Below are 18,255 nucleotides of genomic sequence, written 5' to 3' on the forward strand. Positions count from 1 at the left end.
CCGCTCATGTGAGGGGCCGCAGCAGTGCGCGCAGGTCGGCACCTTCGGGCAGCAGCCCGAGTTCGTCGCGGATGCCGGTCAGCGTGTCGAGGCCGTCGGGTTCCACCTGGACCAGCCCTGCCTGCCACAGTGCCGAGAGGTAGCGCGAGAGCTCGTCGTCTCCGAGCAGGTCGGCGCGGACGACGAGCCCCTGACCGGGGAAAGCCGGGAACCTCTCCTGTACGCTCACGAGCTCCCCCATGCCGGCGGCACGCGCCAGGTCGTCGTACGGCGGTCCGAGGAGGGTGCCGTCCACGTCGCCGGCGAGGAGCGCCTGACACCGCTCTTCCACACCGCCCACTTCGAGGTAGTCGACCTCGGCGCCCGCTTGCTCGAGCAGGTATCGTGCGACGAGCGCGAACCCGTTCGCGAAGGCGTCCACGGCGAAGCGCCCACCCTGGAGATCCCGGAGTGATTCGACATCGGGTCCGGCGAAGATTCCGAGCGGCGTCGTGCGCTCCACCTGCGCCACGATTCGCACGTCGGCCCCGGCGCGGGTCCATTCGAAGAGGTTGTCGATCGCGGTGACCACCACGTCGAGCTCCCCCGCGAGCAGCCCCGCCAACTGCTCCGGGCTGCCGGCGGTGCGGGACTCGATCAGCTCGATCCCGCCGAGCAGCCCTCGCTCGCGTGCCGCGACGTGGGGCGTTGGCGGAACGAAGTACGACAGGTGCAGGGTCATCCGCTCGTCCCGACCGCTCGCGATGCGTGCCAGGGAGCCGGAACGCCGCTCGGGCCGCGCACGGTGGTGAGCTGGGTGCCGAGGCCGGTGATCGAGACCTCCATCACGTCGCCGGCTACGAGGAATCGCTTCCAATGCGAGCCGTTCCCCGCCGGTGAACCGGTGATGAGCAGATCCCCCGGCCGCAGCTCCGCGACCGACGAGGCGTAGGCGATGAGCGCCCGGACGTCGAACGCCATGTCGCGCGTGGAGGAATCCTGCATCAGGGTGCCGTTGAGGCGGAGCTGGATGCGCAGCGCCGATGGGTCTGGAACGAACCGCGCCGGCACGAGCATTGGGCCGACCGGGAAGAACGTGGGCTGATTCTTCGCCCGGAACCAGTCCGTGCCGATCTTCGCGATGTCGTCGCGCGGCACCAGCGAACGCGCCGTGATGTCGTTCACGATCACGTACCCGGCCACGTGGTCCAGCGCGTCCTCGACCGGCACCCGCCACGCGGGGCGTCCGATCACGACGCCGAGCTCCGCCTCCCAGTCGACGTGCTCCCCGAAGTCGGGCAGCCGCACGTCGTCATAGGCGCCGCTCACCGCCGAGGGGATGCCGGTCCAGATGTAGGGGTCGCCAGAACGGACCCGGACATCGAGCTCGGCGGCCGCGTCGGCTCTCAGTTGCTCGTCTGAGGCTCCGGCCTTGCCGAGCCTGTGCGCGACGCTCATCTCGATGATGTGGTCGCGGTAGTTCACGCCCGCGGCGAGGATCGGACCGACCGGTTGCACCGGCGGAAGCACCCCAACAGACTCGAGCGGGACGCCGGCGCGGCCGGTCTCCGCCAGCAACGCGTCGAGGTTCGCATCCCACTCGGCGAACAGGTCACCGGTGCGACGCACATCGGGCAGGATCGTCCGGATGTCGATGACGCGGTGGTCGACGACCAGGCCCGGGAACTCCTCGCCGTCGGCGACGAACGTTCCCAGGGCGAACGGTGGCGGCCCGGCGGGCGCACTGGAGTCGGGGGTCATGGCTCACACCGGCGGCGCGACGAAGAGGTGGTGGTTGTCGGAGTCGTTGAACATCTCCTTGGTGATGAACTCGTCCATGTCGCCGCCCGTGCCCCACTGGTCCGAGGTCTCGGGTTCGGTGACGTCGAAGATGTGCGGGTGCCAGCTGTCCTCGTCGAGCATTTCGAGTTCGGTCGTCATCTCCATCGTGTTCCCGTTCGGGTCGATGAAGTACGTGAAGGTGTTGTCGCCGGCGCGATGGCGACCTGGTCCCCAGATCTTCCGGTATCCGGCACGGATCATGCGGCCGCTCCCCCGCATGTACTCGTCGAGGCCGCGCAGTTCGAACGATGCGTGCTGCAGCGACGCGTGTGGGCCGCGGGCAATGGCCATGGAGTGGTGCTGCGAACTGCACCGCATGAAGTAGAAGAGGTCGCCGGCGTGCGGGTGGTTGAGCGTGTCGGAGAGGCGGAAGCCGAGGTGCTTCTCGTACCAGGCACGCATGTTCTCGGGCTGGCTGGAGTTCAGCACGACGTGCGAGAGCCGCACCGGGATGGCCTCGCGCTCCTCGATCTTGCGGTGCTCGCGCACCTCGACATCGGTCGAGACCTCGACCGTGCGTCCCTCGAGGTCGAAGAAGCGGAATCCGTATCCGCCACCGAGGGTCTTGAGATCGGTCGGCTCGAAGACGAGCTTGACGCCTGATGCGGTCAGGTTCTGCGCGAGCGCGTCGACGGCCGCGCGGTCGGCGGCGCCGAAGGCAACGAGGTCCAGCCGCTTGTCGGCCGAGCGCCGCACACGGGTCACATACTGTTCGGGCGAGCCCTCGGCCGCGAAGTAGACGACGTCGCCGTCGTCGTGCTGCACGGTGAGTCCCCAGTGGTTCTTGTAGAACTCGACCTGCTGGTCGAAGTCGGGCACCGCGATATCGAAGTGCCGGATGTGGGTGATTGGGCTGAATGACATGACGTGCTCCTTTGCGTGGAAGCTTCAGTGGGTGACGGTCGCGGCGTGCGCGATGGTCGGGATCCGTCGGATGAGACGCTCGAGGTCGTCGGCGGTGTCGCCGACCCCGAGGATGTACCTATCCGGGCGGATGACGACGGCCCTCGCGCCGGCGGTGCTGAGGATGTCGCCGACCTTGAGCGGGTCGAGCAGGGTCACGGTGTCACCGTCCTCGTCGAGGGCCGTCTTGAGTCCGGCGGGAAGGGCGCTGTACAGCGCCCGGTCGGCGGCGACGACGAAGTGCGTGCCGACCATGTCGTCGAGGCGGGTGCCGTCCTGGAGGATCGGCTGCAGGCTGAGCTTGCCGGCGCGCTCGTCGCGGTCGCCCTCGTGCAGGCCGGCGCCGAGGCCCGGGGAGGTCGGCACGGCGCTCGCCTCGGGGTGCGCCTTGATGAAGGCGTCACGACCCGCGGCGACCTCGGGATCGGTGGTCTGGATCATCACGGCCTGGTCGGCTGCGGCCTTCACCCAGAAGGTGGCGTGCGGCTTGCGCTCGCTCTCGTAGGTCTCGAGCAACTCCTCGCCCGCGATTCCCCGCGCCACGAGGTCGAGCTTCCAGACGAGGTTCTGGACATCGCGGATGCCCGCGCAAAGCCCCTGCCCGAAGAGCGGCGGCGCCTGGTGGGCGGCGTCTCCGGCGAGGAAGATGGCGCCAGCGCGCCACCGGTCGGCGATACGCCCGCGGAACGTGTAGACCGCCTGACGATCGGGCTGGAACTTCCCGACGGGCAGGATGCCGCGACTGATCCGCTCGACGGCGGCCGGCGTGACGATCTCCTGCGGGTCGTCGTCGGGCATCAGCATGAATTCCATGCGCACCCGGGTTCCAGGGAGTCGGAGCCAGAGTGCGGGACGTGTGTACCGCCCGAACTGAACCATGTCGGCGTCATAGCCGGGAGCGTCGGTGAGCTGGCCGTCGACGACGAGCCACTGCTCATCCTCGCCGAACTTCTTGCTCTCGATGCCGAGAGCCTGCCGGGTTCCAGACCGCGCACCATCGGCGGCGATCGCCCAGCGGGCCCGGACGACCTGCTGACGGCCACCGTCGTCGGCAGCCGTGACCTCGACGCCGCCGTCGACGTTCTCGACTTTGGTGACCGTGACGCCGCACCGGAGCTCGACTCCGGGCGTGCGGTCGACGACCCCGCGGATCAGCGCCTCGACGTCGGGCTGGTGGAAGCTGATGTGGTCGTTCCACGCCTGGTCGCCGAGTCGGTCGGTCGGGGCGTGGACGAGCACCTCATCGGCCTCGTTGATGATCTGGACGTCCTTCATCGGGATCGTGACGGCGGCGAACTCCTCGGCGACGCCGAGGCTCTGCAGGGTCCGCATCGTCTCGCCATCGAAGTGGACCGCGCGCGCTGTGGGCCACATGTCCCGGTCCTTCTCGAGGCCGACCGCGGTCAACCCGGCCCGGCCGAGCAACGCAAGGGCGGTCGTTCCGACCGGTCCACCTCCGATGACGACGACGTCGATGTCGGTTCTCACAAGCACTCCTTTGTGTGCAATACGTTCCGTATCGGATGTTACGCGACGGACCGTATCGTTGCAATCCACTCTGAACGCCGAAGCGGCATTAAGAAACGCTGATCTGGCTATCCCCGCGATCAGCATTCCGTATGACCTCGTCGCGCACCCTCGCGACGACGCCCCGCAGCCACACGTGCTCCGCATCGTGCTCGCGATCGGAGTGCCACCAGAACGCGTCGCGCACGGGGTCGAGATCGAGTGGAGGCACGACCAGGCGCAGACGGGGTTCCGAGCGCACGGCCATCCGCGCGAATCCCTCCGGCACGAGCGCCACCCGATCAGTCCCGACGATGAGCGACGGAACCACGAAGAAGTGCGGGGTGGCGGCGACCACCGAGACCTCGATGCCGCGGAACTTGAGCTGCTGGGCCACGGGGGTCACCCCTTCGCGGGCGGGAAGCGTTTGCACCCACGGCCGCGTGAGCAGTTCGTCGGCCGTGGGCTGCTCCCCGACGCCCGACGCCGCATCAACGAGGCATACCCACGCCTCGGGCTCGAAATCCAGATGGGGCTGGTCAGTGACGTACCCGTGCGGAAGGATCGCGCCGTCGATCGTGCGCAGCGTGTCGGGGACACCCGATACCAGCCGCCCGTCCGCGGCCGGGAACTCGAACCGCACGTTCGGCGCCTCGCGTTCCACGATCCGGGTCAGAGCGGGAGCAATGCGAACGATCATGTAGTCCACGCCGGCGATGGAGAACATGCGCGTGCTCGTCACCGGGTCGAACCGCGACTTGAGCCCGAACACCTGTTCGGTCTCGGCGATGACCTGTGGGAGCGCGGCGAGCAGTCGCTCCCCCAACGGTGTCAGTTCATGCCGATTCCCGTGGCGCACGAGCAGGGGGTCCTCGTAGTGCGCCCGCAGTCGCGCGAGCGCGATCGACATCGACGGCTGCGAGATGCGCAGTCGTGCGGCCGCGCGCGTGACGCTGCGCTCCTCGAGCAACGCCCGGAGGGGCCGCAGCAGGTTATAGTCCGCGTTGACCACGGCCTCACGCTACCGCGAACCCATCCGTGCGGGCCTGAGGCAGCTCACGCCCTCCAGACGGTCTTCAGGTTGCAGAACTCCCGGATGCCGACGGCGGCGAGTTCTCGACCGAAGCCCGAGCGCTTGATCCCGCCGAACGGCAGTTCCTGGTACGACACCGTCATCCCGTTGATGAACACGGCTCCTGCGTTGAGTTCGGCGAGGAACCGGGCTTCCTCCTCAGGGTCGTTCGTCCAGACCGCGCTCGAGAGGCCGAAGGTCGTCTGGTTCGCGATCCGCAGGGCATCGTCGTTGTCGATCGCGCGATAGAGGGATGCCACGGGGCCGAAGGCCTCCTCCTGCACGAGCCGCGCGTCATCCGGCAGGTCGGCGATCACTGTCGGCGCGTAGAACCAGCCGGGGAGATCGGCGGCGCTGCCCCCGGTGAGGATCGCCGCTCCCTTCGCCCGCGCGTCCTCGACGAGGTCGACGAGGTCCTGGCGGCCGGATTCCGTGGCGAGCGGCCCGACCTCCGTCTCGGGAACCAGCGGGTCGCCGACCCTCAGGGCGGCCATGCGCGCGGTGAACTCCGCGGCGAACTCGTCGTAGACGTCGGCGTGCACGATGAAGCGCTTGCCGGCGATGCAGGACTGACCGTTGTTGTTGATGCGGGCGCGCACCGCCGTCTCGGCCGCAGCCTTCACGTCGGCACTCGCGAGCACGATGAAGGGGTCCGATCCGCCGAGCTCGAGCACGGCCTTCTTGACGTGGTCACCCGCGGCCGCGGCGACCGACCGGCCGGCCGGCTCCGAGCCAGTGAGGGTGACGGCCATCACTCGCGGGTCGGCGATGACCGCGGCCACTTCGCTCCCGCCGATCAGGAGGCTGCGGAACGATCCTTTCGGGAAGCCGGCGCGCTCGAAGAGCGTGTCGAGCATGAGCGCCGACTGCGGCACGTTCGAGGCGTGCTTGAGCAGGCCCGCATTGCCCGCCATGAGGGCCGGCGCGGCGAACCGGATGACCTGCCAGAGCGGGTAGTTCCACGGCATCACGGCCAGCACCACGCCGAGCGGCTCGTAGCGGGTCCACGCCTTCGATGCACCCACCGTTGACGGATCATCGAGCGGCTGGTCTGCGAGGAAGGCCTCGGCGTTGTCGGCGTAGAACCGCATCGCCTTCACACACTTGTGCACCTCGGCGACCGACTGCGCGATGGGCTTGCCCATCTCCACGGTGATGAGCTCGCCGAGTCCCTCGGCCTGGTCCTCGAGGATGGCGGCCGCGGCTCGCATCCACGCGGCCCGCTGCGCGAACGAGGTGCCGCGCAACGTACGAGCGGCATCCGCCGACTCCGCGATCCGGTCGGCCACTTCAGCCGGGGTGTGCGGTTCGATGATGATCTCGGTCTTTCCGGTGGTCGGATTGACGGTGGCGATCGCCATGATGCTCTCTCTCGTTGAGACGATGTGGTGTGACCGAGTATAGTCGCATTACATACGATGCGTTTCGTATTGCTTGCTGGATGCCGCAAGGGTCGCCACTGGGGCTTGAAACGCTGATCCCGAAGGAGTGATCCATGAGCGCCGATGGCGAACTGCCCGACCGCCTTCCCCTGTTCCTCACCGACGACGACGTCGAGCGGCTGTCCGACTGGGGCCACGCGATCGCGGCGATTCGCGCGGCGTACGGCTCCGTCGCCGACGCGCAGCGCACACCCGGGCGGATCTTCGCCGACAGCGGCCGCGAGTGGATGCGCATCATGCCTTCGGTCCCGGCGAGCGGCAGGCTCTTCGGCGCGAAGTCCATCAACGGGTCCTTCGCCGACGGGCTGAGAGTCAGCTACCTCATCTCGCTGTTCGACAAGGAGACCGCCGACCTCGTCGCACTGGTCGACGGCAACCGAGTGACGGGGCTGCGTACCGCCGCGACCACCGCCGTCGGCGCCGAGGCACTCACACCGGGGCATCCACTGACCGTCGGGGTGATCGGCTCCGGCTTCGAGGCACGCTCCCATCTCACGGCATTCTCACAGGTGCTCGAGTTCTCCGAGGTGCGCGTCTACAGCCCGACGAAGCGGAACCGCGAGGCCTTCGCCGCCGAGTTCGACGGCAGGTTCGGCGCGCCAGTGCGCGCGGTGAGCGCGGCTGAGGACGCGGTGCGGGGCGCTGACCTGGTGTTGTGCGCCGCCCGCTCGCGCGACGAGAGCCCGACCGTGCAGGCGGATTGGGTCGGTGAGAACGCGACCGTCGTGTCCATCGGCTCGACGACGCCCGCGCAACGCGAGCTCCCCGCGGAGCTCTTCTCCCGGGCATCCGTCGTCGTCGCCGATACCGTAGAGGAGGTCGTGCACGGCAGCGGTGACCTGATCGCCGCACGCGCCGCCGGGGTAGACGTCGACACCATGGTGATCCCGCTGTCGAGCGCGATCACCGGCGAACACCCGATCGACCCGGCCCGCGGTATCCGCATCTACAAGTCCACCGGCTCTGGCCTGCAGGACATCGTCGTCGCCGAGATGCTCTACGACCGAGCCCGCGACGAGGGGCTCGGAACCGAGCTGCCCGTCGGCATCGTGACCACCCGCAAGTAAGGAAGCAGACACATGGTCGACTACACGAAGAGCGAAGCCCGCGCCTGGGCCAAGCAGAACTGGAACGGCTGCATCGCCGTCACGATGCCCTCGTACACCACGGACTTCTCGAAGATCAATGAGAACGCGATCCGTCACGACATCCTGAAGCTCAAGGAGCTCGGCTACGCGGGCACCCTCCTCGTCACCGAGCTCAACATCACGCCCGAAGAGAACGCGCGGGTGACCGCCGTCGCCCGCGAAGCCGCAGGCCCCGACTTCCAGCTGTTCTTCCACGCCGCCTTCAACACGCTCGAGGAGAACATCCACGCACTGTCACTCGCCGAGAAGGAAGGCGTCGACAGCGTGCTCATCTCGTACCCGACGGCCTTCTGGCCGACGAGCCACGATGAGGTGTTCGACTACACCAAGCGGCTCGCCGACTCGACCGACCTCGGTGCCATGCTCTTCGGACTCCCGGCGTGGGGCTTCGAGCGCATCGACCATGCCGGCATGCCGGTGCCCTTCGTGCGCAGGGTCCTCGACGAGATCCCCAACATCGTCGCGATCAAGGCGGAGCAGGGCTACCCGACCATCGGCGGGATCATGGAGATGTACCACCACTTCCGGGAGGAAGTGGTCATCTCCTGCCCGATCGAATCCGAGACGATCCCTCTGATGTCGGTACTCGACTTCCACTTCTCCGGCACGAGCAACACCAACTGGATGAGCGACTACTTCCCCAGGGCCTTCAACCTCGCGCGCCAAGGAAAGTGGGAAGAGGCCATGGACCTGTGGTGGCAGGTGGCTCCGGCGCGTGCGGCGAACGTCGCGATCCTCACGGGCTCGTCGGTCGGCACCACGGTCATCAACCGCACCGGCTGGAAGTACCAGGAGTGGCTCGCGGGCTTCAACGGCGGTGCACTCCGTGCGCCGGCTCCGCGCATCCCCGACCGTCTCATGAAGCAGGCCCGCCAGGCACTCGTCGCGTCAGGACTCCCGGTCACCGATCTGCCCGACAGCGAGTTCGTGAAGGGCCGCACGCAGGCCTGAATGAACGAGCGGGCCCCGGGCGGAGTGCTCTGCTTGGGGCCCGCTGTCGTGCAGTGCCGGCTTCGATGTCGGATGTCGCGGGCTGCGAATCATCCGTCGGAATCAGGGCCGCTTCGTGGCGCGGGCCATGCCTCGGTACGTGGCGACCACGGTCCCATCGGCGGTGATGGTGACGTCGACGACAGCACGGCGGTCGTCGGCCCAGCTCGCGATCGCCGTCGCCTCCAAGCGCTGACCCAGGCGGCTCGGTGCGAGGTAGTGGATCTGGGCATCTCCGGTGGCGGCGTACGGGATGAGCGTGTTCGCCGCCATCGCGAACGCCTGGTCGGCGACGGCGAACACGATCGCCCCGTGAGCCATGTCGTTGGCGTTGACGTGTCCGGGACCCACGACAAGCGAGACGACGGCCCGCCCTTCGGTGGCCTCCTCGATCGCGAAGCCGAACCACGCGAACGAGGGTTCGTTCTCGAGGACGCCCTGGATGAACGGATCGACGACGCCCATCAGCTGAGCCGTTCCAGCACGAGCGCCATGCCCTGTCCTCCACCGACGCACAGCGTGGCGAGGCCAAGTGTGCCGTCACGCTCCTGCAATGCATTGATCAGCGTACCGGTGAGTCTGATGCCGGTTGCGCCGAACGGATGCCCGATGGCGATCGCGCCGCCGTGTACGTTCACACGTTCGGGGTCGGCGCCGAGCTGGCGGACCACCGGAACGACCTGGGCCGCGAATGCCTCGTTCAGCTCGATGAGGTCGACGTCATCGATGGAAAGTCCCAGACGTCCGAGCACTTTCCGGGATGCGTCAACGGGGCCGAGCCCCATTATCTCGGGGGAGAGCGCAGTTGCGCCGGCGCCGAGGATCCGAGCGAGCGGGGTGATGCCGAGCTCGGCTGCCTTGGCAGCGCTCATGAGCACCGCCGCGGAGGCGCCGTCGTTGAGTGGACTCGCGTTGCCGGCCGTCACGGTGCCGGCCTCGTGGAAGGCGGGGGTCAGTGCCGTCAGACCCTCGAGGGTCGTGTTAGGCCGGGGGCCGTCATCGGCCGCGACGACGCTGCCGTCGGCGCGGGTGTAGGGCGCGATCTCGCGTTCGAAGAAGCCTGCGTCGACCGCCAAGGCGGTGCGGCGCTGCGACTGCAGTGCCCACTCGTCCTGGTCGCGACGAGTGGTACCCGTGAGGCGAGCAACGAACTCGGCGGTCTTCCCCATCGCGATGTAGACGTCGGGCGTGTGGCCGTCGCCACGGGGATCGCTCCACTCCCCCGCCGAGGCGAAGATCTCGTCGGCGCGGGCGGCTGGGACATCCCACCCCGGATAGTGGTGTGTGGGAATCGGCGGGGTACTCGACGTCGACTCCATGCCGCCGACGAGGAAAGCGTCGCCGTCGCCCGCCCGGATGGCGCGCGCGGCCCCGGCGACCGCCTGCATCGATGAGGCGCAGAAGCGGTTGACCGTAGCACCGGGCAACCCATCCAGCCCCCCATAGACGGCGACCCGCCTGGCGGCGTTGTCGCCTTGGGCGCCCTCGGGCACGGCCGTGCCGAGGTAGAAGTCCTCGAGGGTTGCGCGATCGAGCATGGGAACGTCGTCGAGCGCCCCCCGCACGGCAGCCAACGCGAGGTCCTCGGGTCGCTCAGCTGCCAAGGAGCCCTTTCGCGCACGGCCGAATGCGGTGCGCTTGTAGGCGACCACGACCGCGTCGTTCGGGTAGGCCTGCGTTTTCACGGCATCGACGCCTTGTCTGCTTGAAGGGAACTATTCGAGTCGTATCGTATCGTATCGTCGGATACCCCGCATATTCGATCCATCAGGGCGCCGACCTATGTTCGGGCCGCGCCAGCGGGAGGCCGCCGCCACACGGCGCTCCGTGCAGAGAAGTTCCATTCGTCACCTGCCACGAATCACGCGAGGTGGCGTCCCGCTGTGTGGTGAGGATTCTCGACACCGTGCGGGTCAGCAAGACGATTCGGCCTCCGAGGCCTCCGAGGCCTCCGGGGCCGCTGACGGCGAGGTCGGGAGGCCGATCCCATGCTGGCGCGCGAGACGACGCGCGATCGGTCACACGGGAACGCTTGTGGCCGGCGAACTGCGCAGCCCCTTCAGCGCATCAGCGACCGCGGTCACGGCGGACTTTCGGAGCGTGCGGTACGCGTCGCTGGGCGGATTTCTTCTGTGCAGTCCATCTGGTTGCTTGCGGTCGGCGCGCTCGTGGCCGCCTCCATCCGAACCGGTCAGCGGCGGCGGACTGGTGACCGGGCATCGGATCGCCTGGAACGCCGGCTCGCGCTCACTCCGTTCGTGGTGACGGCGCTCGACTGGGCCGAGCACGCCGTCGCCCTAGCCCTCATCCACCAATGAGCACCGGTGCGACGCGGGGCCTGCGCGCGAAGCTCGTCGCGACCGGCGCAACCGCACCCGACTTAGCCCAAGTCGAGCATGAGACGTGGTTATCCACTGGCTCTGAACGCCGGGCCGTCCGCGCTGACGGCGAACCCTGGCTCGAGTTCCGCCTCCGCGAGCGGCCCAAGTCGAACAGCTACTGCTATTTCCAGACGTCAACCTCCGGGCGCCGCATGCCCGCAGTCGCGATCGGCGCACGAGCGTAGGTCAGTGGGAATCGGACGTGGATGCCTGTGGCATCCCCCAGCACGGCACAGAGAGGCCCCAAAAGAGCCGCAGGAAAGCGCTCCCCAACACGAAAAGCCCTGAGAATCATTGATTCATCAGGGGTTTTGTGGATCTGAGGGGACTCGAACCCCTGACCCCCTGACGGTATCTACCGTGGCGGGCGCGCACGTGTTTGGTTGTGGATGCCAGTAAGTATAGGGACGAACGGAGCAAGCGGCCGGTGTGGCGGTGGTCGATGGATGCCGTCGTATGCCGGTGTTTGGGGACGAAAAGAGCCGCAAAAAGGCCGCAACGCCGATCCCGCCCACGCGGCCCCACATGACGCCTATCGCGTCGAGAGTGAGTCATCCGAACGATCTCGGAAGGGTGATTCCTCGATGTACTGGGTGTCGCACCCTCCACGCAGCTCAGGGCGGTCTGGAAACGGGCAGACGCGCCTACATCGACGCCAAAGAGCCTTCGACCACCACTCGACGAGGCCGCGCGGGTCTTGAGATCAGAAGCCCTCCTGGTCGACGTCAAGGGTTTCAACGTCGCGAAGAAGTTCGTCAAAGGTGAGTGCGGCCTCTGGCTGTCGGAGCACAGCCAATTGGTGCAGGCCAAGTGACTGATCTCGCAAGTTCTCGTATGCGAAGTCGGCTGCCCGATACCGCCCGACGTTCCTGACATGTCGACGGAGCCAGTCCCAGGAATGCACCTCGATACGCCCTTCCTCAGCGGACTGCGACCTCGACGCCTGGCGCTCCGCGGCGGGGTCATCACGCCCGATGATGACCAAGCCTGGTGAACGATTCGTGATGCCGTGAAGACCGAGTTGAGATTGCGCGTATGCCACGTTGTGCGTCAGCCACTCGCGCCAGTCATGCACTTGATCTATTGCGTGCCTGGTTGCCGACGATAGTCGCCCCGCTTGTGTCAGTATCCGGTGGCGAGGCGCCTCAAGCTCGACAGTCACCCACTGGGGACCGATGCTATTTATCCCGACCACGAGAAAGTCGGTGACGTGCTCGGTGCCTAGACGTGCCTTGGGAATGACGAACGTCTTCCAGCCGCCAACGACAGTCATGGCGAGGAACGCTGGGTTGCGAGTGAGCAGTTGTTGAAACGGCTCCTCGCGTCGTTCACCCGATTCGAGTAGATCCTCAAGTTCCCGCACGGCTTCCGCTGACGGCGCATGTTGGTGGAGTTCGAACTGAGCGAGCGCCTCGTAGTTCGCGAAGTTGGTGGAGCGAGACGTCGTCGCGTTCCTTACCGAAGCCTCCACGGCAGCGGCACGCGATGCGTATCCTTCCGAGCCGAGTCGGGCGACGACGTTTAGATAGTTGGGCCACGCCCGTCGAGCGGGAAGATGACGCATATAGACCCGGCCGTCCGCGCCGATGCTCGAAACGATTCGTTGCTCATCTTCATCCCAGCCGAGACTAGTGACGACATCGCCGATCCCAGGCTGAACGCTGCGAAGACCGCGCGCTGACTTCAGTGCGTATCGTGCCGCGAACCAGGCCGAAAGTTCGTCGCGTGTTCCGGTGATTAGTTCTGTAGTTCGTGGAAGATCGAGGCTGTCTTCGAGTTCGCCGAGAGACTCTGGGATATCCGTCGGCAACTGTGCTGGGCTAAGCAACGCGTCCGAAACTCGACCCCTGAGTAACGCGGCTATCACTTGCGCCGGCACACCATCCGGGAGCTCGACATCGAGCTGCGTCGCCACCTCTCGCTGGCGCTCCGTCGGCCCCGAGAGCAGCCTCTCGAGGCTAGTCGCGACGCGTTCCCATTCGGGGACGTTTGGTACGGACGGTACGTCGGCTTCCAATGGGTTACTCACAGCGCCTACCACCCTCTCTCGGGACGAAGATGTCCTATACATTGTGGGGCGCCGCTCGAAACGAGCCCACACTTCACGGCAGGCAATTCATCTGAGCGCCGCTGCCGGCGCCGCACAATCTCTCCTGGATCACCCGCCGACACTTCTGGCCATTCCACCGCGCTGAAGGGCAAGCTTGCCCGCGGAGGCTCATAGCTTGCATGCACTGCCCGAAGCCCGCGGGTGTGGTGGTGTGCGAATCGTCCTCAGCGAACTCCGAGTGGAGACGCCACAACGCTTTCAGCCCCGCTCCGGTCCACGAACCGTTCCGCCAGCGTCGCCGTCGCCATCTCGACGGGCAGCGCTGCCGAGAACTTGAGCCCTGCAACCGCCTCGGGTGGCACCGCAGGCAACACGCCCGCGACAGCTGCCGACCTCAGCTCGGCGACCGAGACTCGATCCGCGAACCGGATCATCTCGTTGTCGGCGACTGCTTCCGCCGCGACCTCGCCGAGTGCTGCGATCAGCGTCTCATGCGCGCGAAGACCGGCGAACCCCCAGAGGGTGGCCCCCTTCGCGCCCTTGCTCAAAACGGTCCCCTCGGCGTCGACGTCAGCCGCACGCAGTTCACGAAGGTACGCGAGCCGCCGCACAGCCCGAGCCGAGAGGTTCACCGGCGGATCCTCCCCCAGCAACACGTCACGCCGAGCGCGCACCAGCTCGAACGGCTCGGCGATCGAGCCGCTCGACCAGCGCACCTTGCCCTTTTCAGCATCCGGCGTGACATATGTCACCCGCTTCTCCCAGTCGACGGCGGTGACCCTCCAGGCGCGACCGTTGAGCAGGAGCGGTCGAAGCCCATCCGTGACATCCTTCGGCAACGAGATCGGTGCAACGGAGCCGATCTCCTTTGTGCCTTGGAGGACACGGATCTCGAGGTCTGCGATGAACGAGGACAGGAGGTCCATGAAGTTGCGACGACCGAAGGCACGCTCGGCGGTAGGTCCGATGACCAGCAGGTCGCCATCGGCGACGAGAAAGTCGGATCCCACGAGGTAGTCGAGCACCTCGGTGGCGCCATCCATCACCGCGGAACCCGCCCACCAGTCTTCCCAACCTGCGACCGGGATGCGACCTTCCTGCAGCGCGAGCGCGAGCAGCTGCTGCGCAGCGATGTGTCGCGGATGCGGCGGGGCCACGATCGGCTCGACAAAGCCACGTGACCAAAGCAAGAGGAGGCCTGCCGCTCGAGCGAACGCATCGAGCTCGGTCGCGAGGAACAACGCGTTCCGCGATGTCCCTGGCCGCCGCCCGGTGCGACCGAGTCGCTGCAGAAACGCCGACACCGAGAACGGCGCATCGATCTGGATCATCCGGTCGAGGTCGCCGATATCAATGCCGAGTTCGAGCGTCGATGTGGCGACGATCACGCAGTCGCGCGCTTCTGCGAACGCCCGCTCACTGATGCGCCGCTCATCGACCGACAGCGAGGAGTGGGAGACATACGTGGTCACGCCCCGTTGTCGCAGTTCGAACGCGAGTTCCTCGGCCTGAGCCCGCGCTTGGCAGAAGACGAGCCGCTTCTCCCCCACGAACAGCCGCGCGAGGATCTCAGCGGCGTTCTCGAGCGAGCCAACGTAGTCGAGCGTGATCTCGGGCGCAGTAATCGTGCTCGAGTCGCGCACGACCTCTGCGAACACACCGCGAGCCCCGTTCGAGCCCTGCAGCCAGTGCAGCACGTCCTCCGGGTTACCGAGCGTCGCCGACAGCCCGATTCGCTGGATCGGGCGGTCGACGATGCGCTGCAGCCGCTCGAGTACGGCAAGCAGGTGCCAGCCACGATCGGATGCCGCGAACGAATGCACCTCGTCGACGACGATCGCACGGATCCTTCGGAAGAACTGATGATGCGAGACTCGCCGCGAGACGAGCATCGCCTCGAGCGATTCCGGCGTGGTGAGAAGGATGTCTGGTGGGTCAGCGAGGATGCGTCGGCGATCGCCATCGGCGACATCGCCGTGCCAAAGCGCCACCCGACGACCGACCCACTCGGTGTACTTCTCCAAGCGCGGCCGCAGGTTGTTGAGCAGCGCCTTGAGCGGGGTGACGTAGATGACGGTGAAGCCGTGCCACGAGTCATCCATCATGCTCGAGAGCAGCGGGAAGACCGCCGCTTCCGTCTTGCCTCCGGCGGTGGGCGCAACCAGCAGGCAGTCGGCCCCGCTACGAATCGGGGCGACCGATGCCTCCTGCAGCGGCCGCAGCGACGGCCAGCCGAGTGAGTTGACGACGTGATACTCGATCGCCGAGTGCAGGCCGGCCGCGCCCATCAGATGCCGAGGTCGATATCGTCGACGCCTACGGGAGTCGCCAAACGCACTTCGCCGCGGCGGATGGCCGCCTGCTCCTCTTCGGTGAGCGACGTGAGCGGGCCGGCCTCGCCGAGCGCTTGGCGCCTCGGGTCGTAGTCGGCGTAGAGGTCGACCTTGTCCATCACGTCGATGAGCTGGCGAAGGAACACTCGCGGGGCAATGCCGACCTTTCCACCGAGCTGCCCGGCGATCTTGGCTGCGTAGGCGTCGATGAACCTGTCGTCGACGGCGCTGGCGACTCGGTATCCGTTGTCGGCGCCGTCGGCGTAAATATCGCGGATGCGTCCGCCGAGCTCGTGCAGCGACTCGTACGTGAACCCCGTGAGCCGGAGCTGCGGGGCGCGCGGGTTATCGAATCGCGGGTTCGTCTCGAACCGAGTCTCGAGGCGTTGTGCGAGAGGAGCCAGTCGCTGCACCCCCTGCTGACCATCGAAGAACGCAGGCGTGCCGGTGATGAGGAGATACAAGCCAGGGAACCGGCCCGCATCAACCTCGTCGAGCAGCTGCCGCAACGAGTTGAGTGACTTCTCACGCACATCAGAGCGCACCCGCTGCAGCGTCTCGACCTCGTCAAGAATGACGACGAGTCCGGCATACCCGGCGTCTTTGAGCACGGCGAGCAAACCCTGTAGAAAGCCGAGAGCGCCGAAGTGGTCGAGTTCGCCCTTGATGCCCGCGTAGCGTCGCACGCTGGCGGCGACGTGCGGTTGTCCACCCAGCCAGGCGATGAGGCCATCTGCTTCGGCGGAGTCCCCTCGTTCGACCCCTGAACGATACCCGCGCAATGCCGTCGCGAACGCGGGCGCGGTCTTGCTGACGTTAGCGAGCCGCTTCTCGATGAGTTCGTCTGTCGCTCGTGCGACGGCTTCGCGGTTGTTCGGGTCCACTCCCCCATCGACGACGTCGCCTTCGAGATTGAAGAACCAGCTGTCGATGATCTCCTTGAGTGCGCTCGGCTTCGCCGACGATGTCGAGATGCTCTCGACGATGCGCCGATACACGGTCTCGAGCTTGTGCAACGGCGTCTCCGTCTCGGAGATCTGCACCTCGGCGGTCGCAAAGTCCGCGGCCTTCGCGGTCTCGCTCATCCAGCGTGCGAAGAACGTCTTCCCTGAGCCGTACTCGCCGCGCACTGCCTTGAACTGGGCCCCGCCGTTCGCGACAACGCCGAGCTCAGCGTTGATCGTCGGCGCGAAGCGATCGAGTCCGACCGCCATCACGTCGAGACCTCGCTGGGGAACGGTACCGCGGCGCAATGCGTCGACGATCTCCTGGCGACGTCGGGGGCTCACGTGCATATCTCTGCTCCTACTTCAGACTGAACTGCTCGCGCAGCAACGAGCGATCGATCACGATGCTCGTCTGATCTGCGTCGGTCGAAACCGTCTCGAATCCATCGACGTTGAGTGTGCGACGAAGGACGGCGAGCACATTGTCCACGCCTCCAAGCGTCACTCCAAGGATGTCAGCGAGCACTTCGCGGCGCACTCTCCCGTCTCGCTCATCCGCAGCGTCGACGATCCGCGCGACGACCGAATCATCAAGGGCACGACGAACAAGTCGCTTCTTCTGCAAGGCGTAAGTCTCTGAGGCGATCAGCAACGTGCTGATGCGAACCGCTGGCTCAATGACTCGTGGGGGTGTGGTCTCGGGGTCAGAGAGATCGAGTTCGATTGCGGGGCTGTTGTCTTCGGCGGTGTCCAGATCCGGGAGTGCGACCTGCACTGCCGTCCTGGATAGGGGCGTCCGATCGTCGAACTCCGGCGCTCCCCGGGCGGCCGGCGATTCCGACGCGTCCGCTTCGACACGACGCGCCATCGCGGTCGAATTCCGAACCGCCTCGAGCGTCCGTTGTGGGTCGAGCGCTTGCCGCCGGAAGGTTCGTCCGACATCGTTCTCGCCGAACAGTTCCCCTGCCTCGGGGTCGAAGATGAGCAGCGCGACATAGCTAGAACTTGCCAACGCAACGGCTTCGGCGGTGAACTTCGCACTGGAGAATAGGAGCGGCACCCGACCTCGTTCTGCGGCCGAATCCCTGATCCCTCGCACGGTCACTGCATCCACATGACCTGCGCTGTGTGTGACCCACGCCACGTAGTAGCGCGAGATGACCTCGACGAACCCGTCGCTGGCGCTGGCTTCGGTTTGGATGCGCGCATCAGCCACACCGAGATGTCGAAGCCAATCGCGAACCAGCGCTGCCGACCCGCGGAAAGACACGCCGTACGGTTGCGGGCCGGGTTGTGGACCCGAGGCAACCTCCGCTGCCCCCGAACGTGGGTTGTCCCGTTTGGTCGGTGCGGACCAGGAGGAGGGATCCGCCAACCGGCTGTGCATTCTGTTCGCGGCCAGCCCCCAGAGCCAGGTCTGAACGTGATCGCGCATATCACGCTTGGCTCTCGCCGCCCATGAACGCCTCGTCGACCAGTCGTCGTCGTCGAAATCGATCCGCTCGAGGAGGCCGTCAATGGCGGCCCTGAGCTGCGCTTGTGCTGCGGGAGAGGGGTTGGTCATGGACCATTCGCCGGCCATCGCATCGGCGTACGCGAGCATGCTCGACTGTGCAGCGCTCGGAGTCAGGCGCCGACCGTTCGCGATCCACTTCACGGGCG

The 18,255-nt window shown here is 66.7% G+C and carries 15 protein-coding genes; 3 read left to right on the top strand and 12 right to left on the bottom strand.

Annotation, left to right across the window (positions count from 1 at the left end; all coding sequences use genetic code 11):
- Positions 1–4 precede the first annotated feature (4 nt).
- The 6 genes from ACVFI9_RS10620 to ACVFI9_RS10645 form a co-directional block, all read right to left on the bottom strand.
- The gene (locus tag ACVFI9_RS10620) at positions 5–721 is read right to left on the bottom strand and encodes an ABC transporter substrate-binding protein (RefSeq protein ID WP_474762201.1); all 717 of its coding nucleotides are present in this window, start codon (positions 719–721) and stop codon (positions 5–7) included.
- Entirely contained in the window at positions 718–1,740 is a 1,023-nt protein-coding gene (locus ACVFI9_RS10625; RefSeq protein ID WP_474762202.1) for a fumarylacetoacetate hydrolase family protein, read from the bottom strand. Before ACVFI9_RS10625 ends, ACVFI9_RS10620 begins: the two co-directional genes overlap by 4 nt.
- 3 nt (positions 1,741–1,743) lie before the next feature.
- Complete coding sequence (locus ACVFI9_RS10630; RefSeq protein ID WP_474762203.1) at positions 1,744–2,685, bottom strand: VOC family protein; 942 nt, start codon at positions 2,683–2,685, stop codon at positions 1,744–1,746.
- A gap of 24 nt (positions 2,686–2,709) precedes the next feature.
- Positions 2,710–4,212, bottom strand: coding sequence for a bifunctional 3-(3-hydroxy-phenyl)propionate/3-hydroxycinnamic acid hydroxylase (locus ACVFI9_RS10635; RefSeq protein ID WP_474762204.1), 1,503 nt, complete (start codon positions 4,210–4,212; stop codon positions 2,710–2,712).
- An 88-nt stretch (positions 4,213–4,300) separates the two neighbouring features.
- Positions 4,301–5,242: a LysR family transcriptional regulator gene (locus ACVFI9_RS10640; RefSeq protein ID WP_474762205.1), complete on the bottom strand. Its 942-nt coding sequence runs from the start codon at positions 5,240–5,242 to the stop codon at positions 4,301–4,303.
- Between the two features lie 44 nt (positions 5,243–5,286).
- Positions 5,287–6,663 (bottom strand): aldehyde dehydrogenase family protein, encoded by a 1,377-nt coding sequence (locus tag ACVFI9_RS10645; RefSeq protein ID WP_474762206.1) that lies wholly within the window; start codon positions 6,661–6,663, stop codon positions 5,287–5,289.
- Between the two features lie 134 nt (positions 6,664–6,797).
- Between ACVFI9_RS10645 and ACVFI9_RS10650 the strand changes: the two genes are divergently transcribed.
- Together ACVFI9_RS10650 and ACVFI9_RS10655 are read left to right on the top strand one after the other, a co-directional pair.
- Positions 6,798–7,811, top strand: coding sequence for an ornithine cyclodeaminase family protein (locus ACVFI9_RS10650; RefSeq protein WP_474762207.1), 1,014 nt, complete (start codon positions 6,798–6,800; stop codon positions 7,809–7,811).
- 12 nt (positions 7,812–7,823) lie between these two features.
- Positions 7,824–8,843: a dihydrodipicolinate synthase family protein gene (locus tag ACVFI9_RS10655; RefSeq protein ID WP_474762208.1), complete on the top strand. Its 1,020-nt coding sequence runs from the start codon at positions 7,824–7,826 to the stop codon at positions 8,841–8,843.
- Between the two features lie 102 nt (positions 8,844–8,945).
- Here the strand turns inward: ACVFI9_RS10655 and ACVFI9_RS10660 are convergent, their stop codons facing one another.
- Together ACVFI9_RS10660 and ACVFI9_RS10665 are read right to left on the bottom strand one after the other, a co-directional pair.
- Positions 8,946–9,347, bottom strand: coding sequence for a PaaI family thioesterase (locus tag ACVFI9_RS10660; RefSeq protein WP_474762209.1), 402 nt, complete (start codon positions 9,345–9,347; stop codon positions 8,946–8,948).
- Positions 9,347–10,567: an acetyl-CoA C-acyltransferase gene (locus tag ACVFI9_RS10665; protein WP_474762210.1), complete on the bottom strand. Its 1,221-nt coding sequence runs from the start codon at positions 10,565–10,567 to the stop codon at positions 9,347–9,349. The genes ACVFI9_RS10660 and ACVFI9_RS10665 overlap by 1 nt, the downstream gene beginning before the upstream one ends.
- A gap of 447 nt (positions 10,568–11,014) precedes the next feature.
- Between ACVFI9_RS10665 and ACVFI9_RS10670 the strand changes: the two genes are divergently transcribed.
- Entirely contained in the window at positions 11,015–11,200 is a 186-nt protein-coding gene (locus tag ACVFI9_RS10670) for a hypothetical protein (protein WP_474762211.1), read from the top strand.
- A gap of 766 nt (positions 11,201–11,966) precedes the next feature.
- Here the strand turns inward: ACVFI9_RS10670 and ACVFI9_RS10675 are convergent.
- From ACVFI9_RS10675 to ACVFI9_RS10690, 4 genes are all read right to left on the bottom strand, one after another.
- Positions 11,967–13,178 (bottom strand): Shedu anti-phage system protein SduA domain-containing protein, encoded by a 1,212-nt coding sequence (locus tag ACVFI9_RS10675; RefSeq protein ID WP_474762212.1) that lies wholly within the window; start codon positions 13,176–13,178, stop codon positions 11,967–11,969.
- Between the two features lie 359 nt (positions 13,179–13,537).
- Positions 13,538–15,601 (bottom strand): DEAD/DEAH box helicase, encoded by a 2,064-nt coding sequence (locus ACVFI9_RS10680; protein WP_474762213.1) that lies wholly within the window; start codon positions 15,599–15,601, stop codon positions 13,538–13,540.
- The gene (brxD, locus tag ACVFI9_RS10685; RefSeq protein WP_474762214.1) at positions 15,601–16,941 is read right to left on the bottom strand and encodes a BREX system ATP-binding protein BrxD; all 1,341 of its coding nucleotides are present in this window, start codon (positions 16,939–16,941) and stop codon (positions 15,601–15,603) included. Before brxD ends, ACVFI9_RS10680 begins: the two co-directional genes overlap by 1 nt.
- Positions 16,942–16,951: 10 nt before the next feature.
- A complete protein-coding gene (locus tag ACVFI9_RS10690; RefSeq protein ID WP_474762215.1) occupies positions 16,952–18,250 on the bottom strand; it encodes a hypothetical protein in 1,299 nt (432 codons plus the stop codon).
- Positions 18,251–18,255 lie beyond the last annotated feature (5 nt).

This window comes from Agromyces sp. NSFZ, assembly GCF_056156205.1.

Coding starts and splice junctions, on each gene's coding strand:
- brxD (WP_474762214.1), bottom strand. CDS start 16,941: ATGCACGTGAGCCCCCGACGTCGCCAGGAGATCGTCGACGCATTGCGC.
- ACVFI9_RS10680 (WP_474762213.1), bottom strand. CDS start 15,601: ATGGGCGCGGCCGGCCTGCACTCGGCGATCGAGTATCACGTCGTCAAC.
- ACVFI9_RS10660 (WP_474762209.1), bottom strand. CDS start 9,347: ATGGGCGTCGTCGATCCGTTCATCCAGGGCGTCCTCGAGAACGAACCC.
- ACVFI9_RS10620 (WP_474762201.1), bottom strand. CDS start 721: ATGACCCTGCACCTGTCGTACTTCGTTCCGCCAACGCCCCACGTCGCG.
- ACVFI9_RS10630 (WP_474762203.1), bottom strand. CDS start 2,685: ATGTCATTCAGCCCAATCACCCACATCCGGCACTTCGATATCGCGGTG.
- ACVFI9_RS10655 (WP_474762208.1), top strand. CDS start 7,824: ATGGTCGACTACACGAAGAGCGAAGCCCGCGCCTGGGCCAAGCAGAAC.
- ACVFI9_RS10645 (WP_474762206.1), bottom strand. CDS start 6,663: ATGGCGATCGCCACCGTCAATCCGACCACCGGAAAGACCGAGATCATC.
- ACVFI9_RS10625 (WP_474762202.1), bottom strand. CDS start 1,740: ATGACCCCCGACTCCAGTGCGCCCGCCGGGCCGCCACCGTTCGCCCTG.
- ACVFI9_RS10650 (WP_474762207.1), top strand. CDS start 6,798: ATGAGCGCCGATGGCGAACTGCCCGACCGCCTTCCCCTGTTCCTCACC.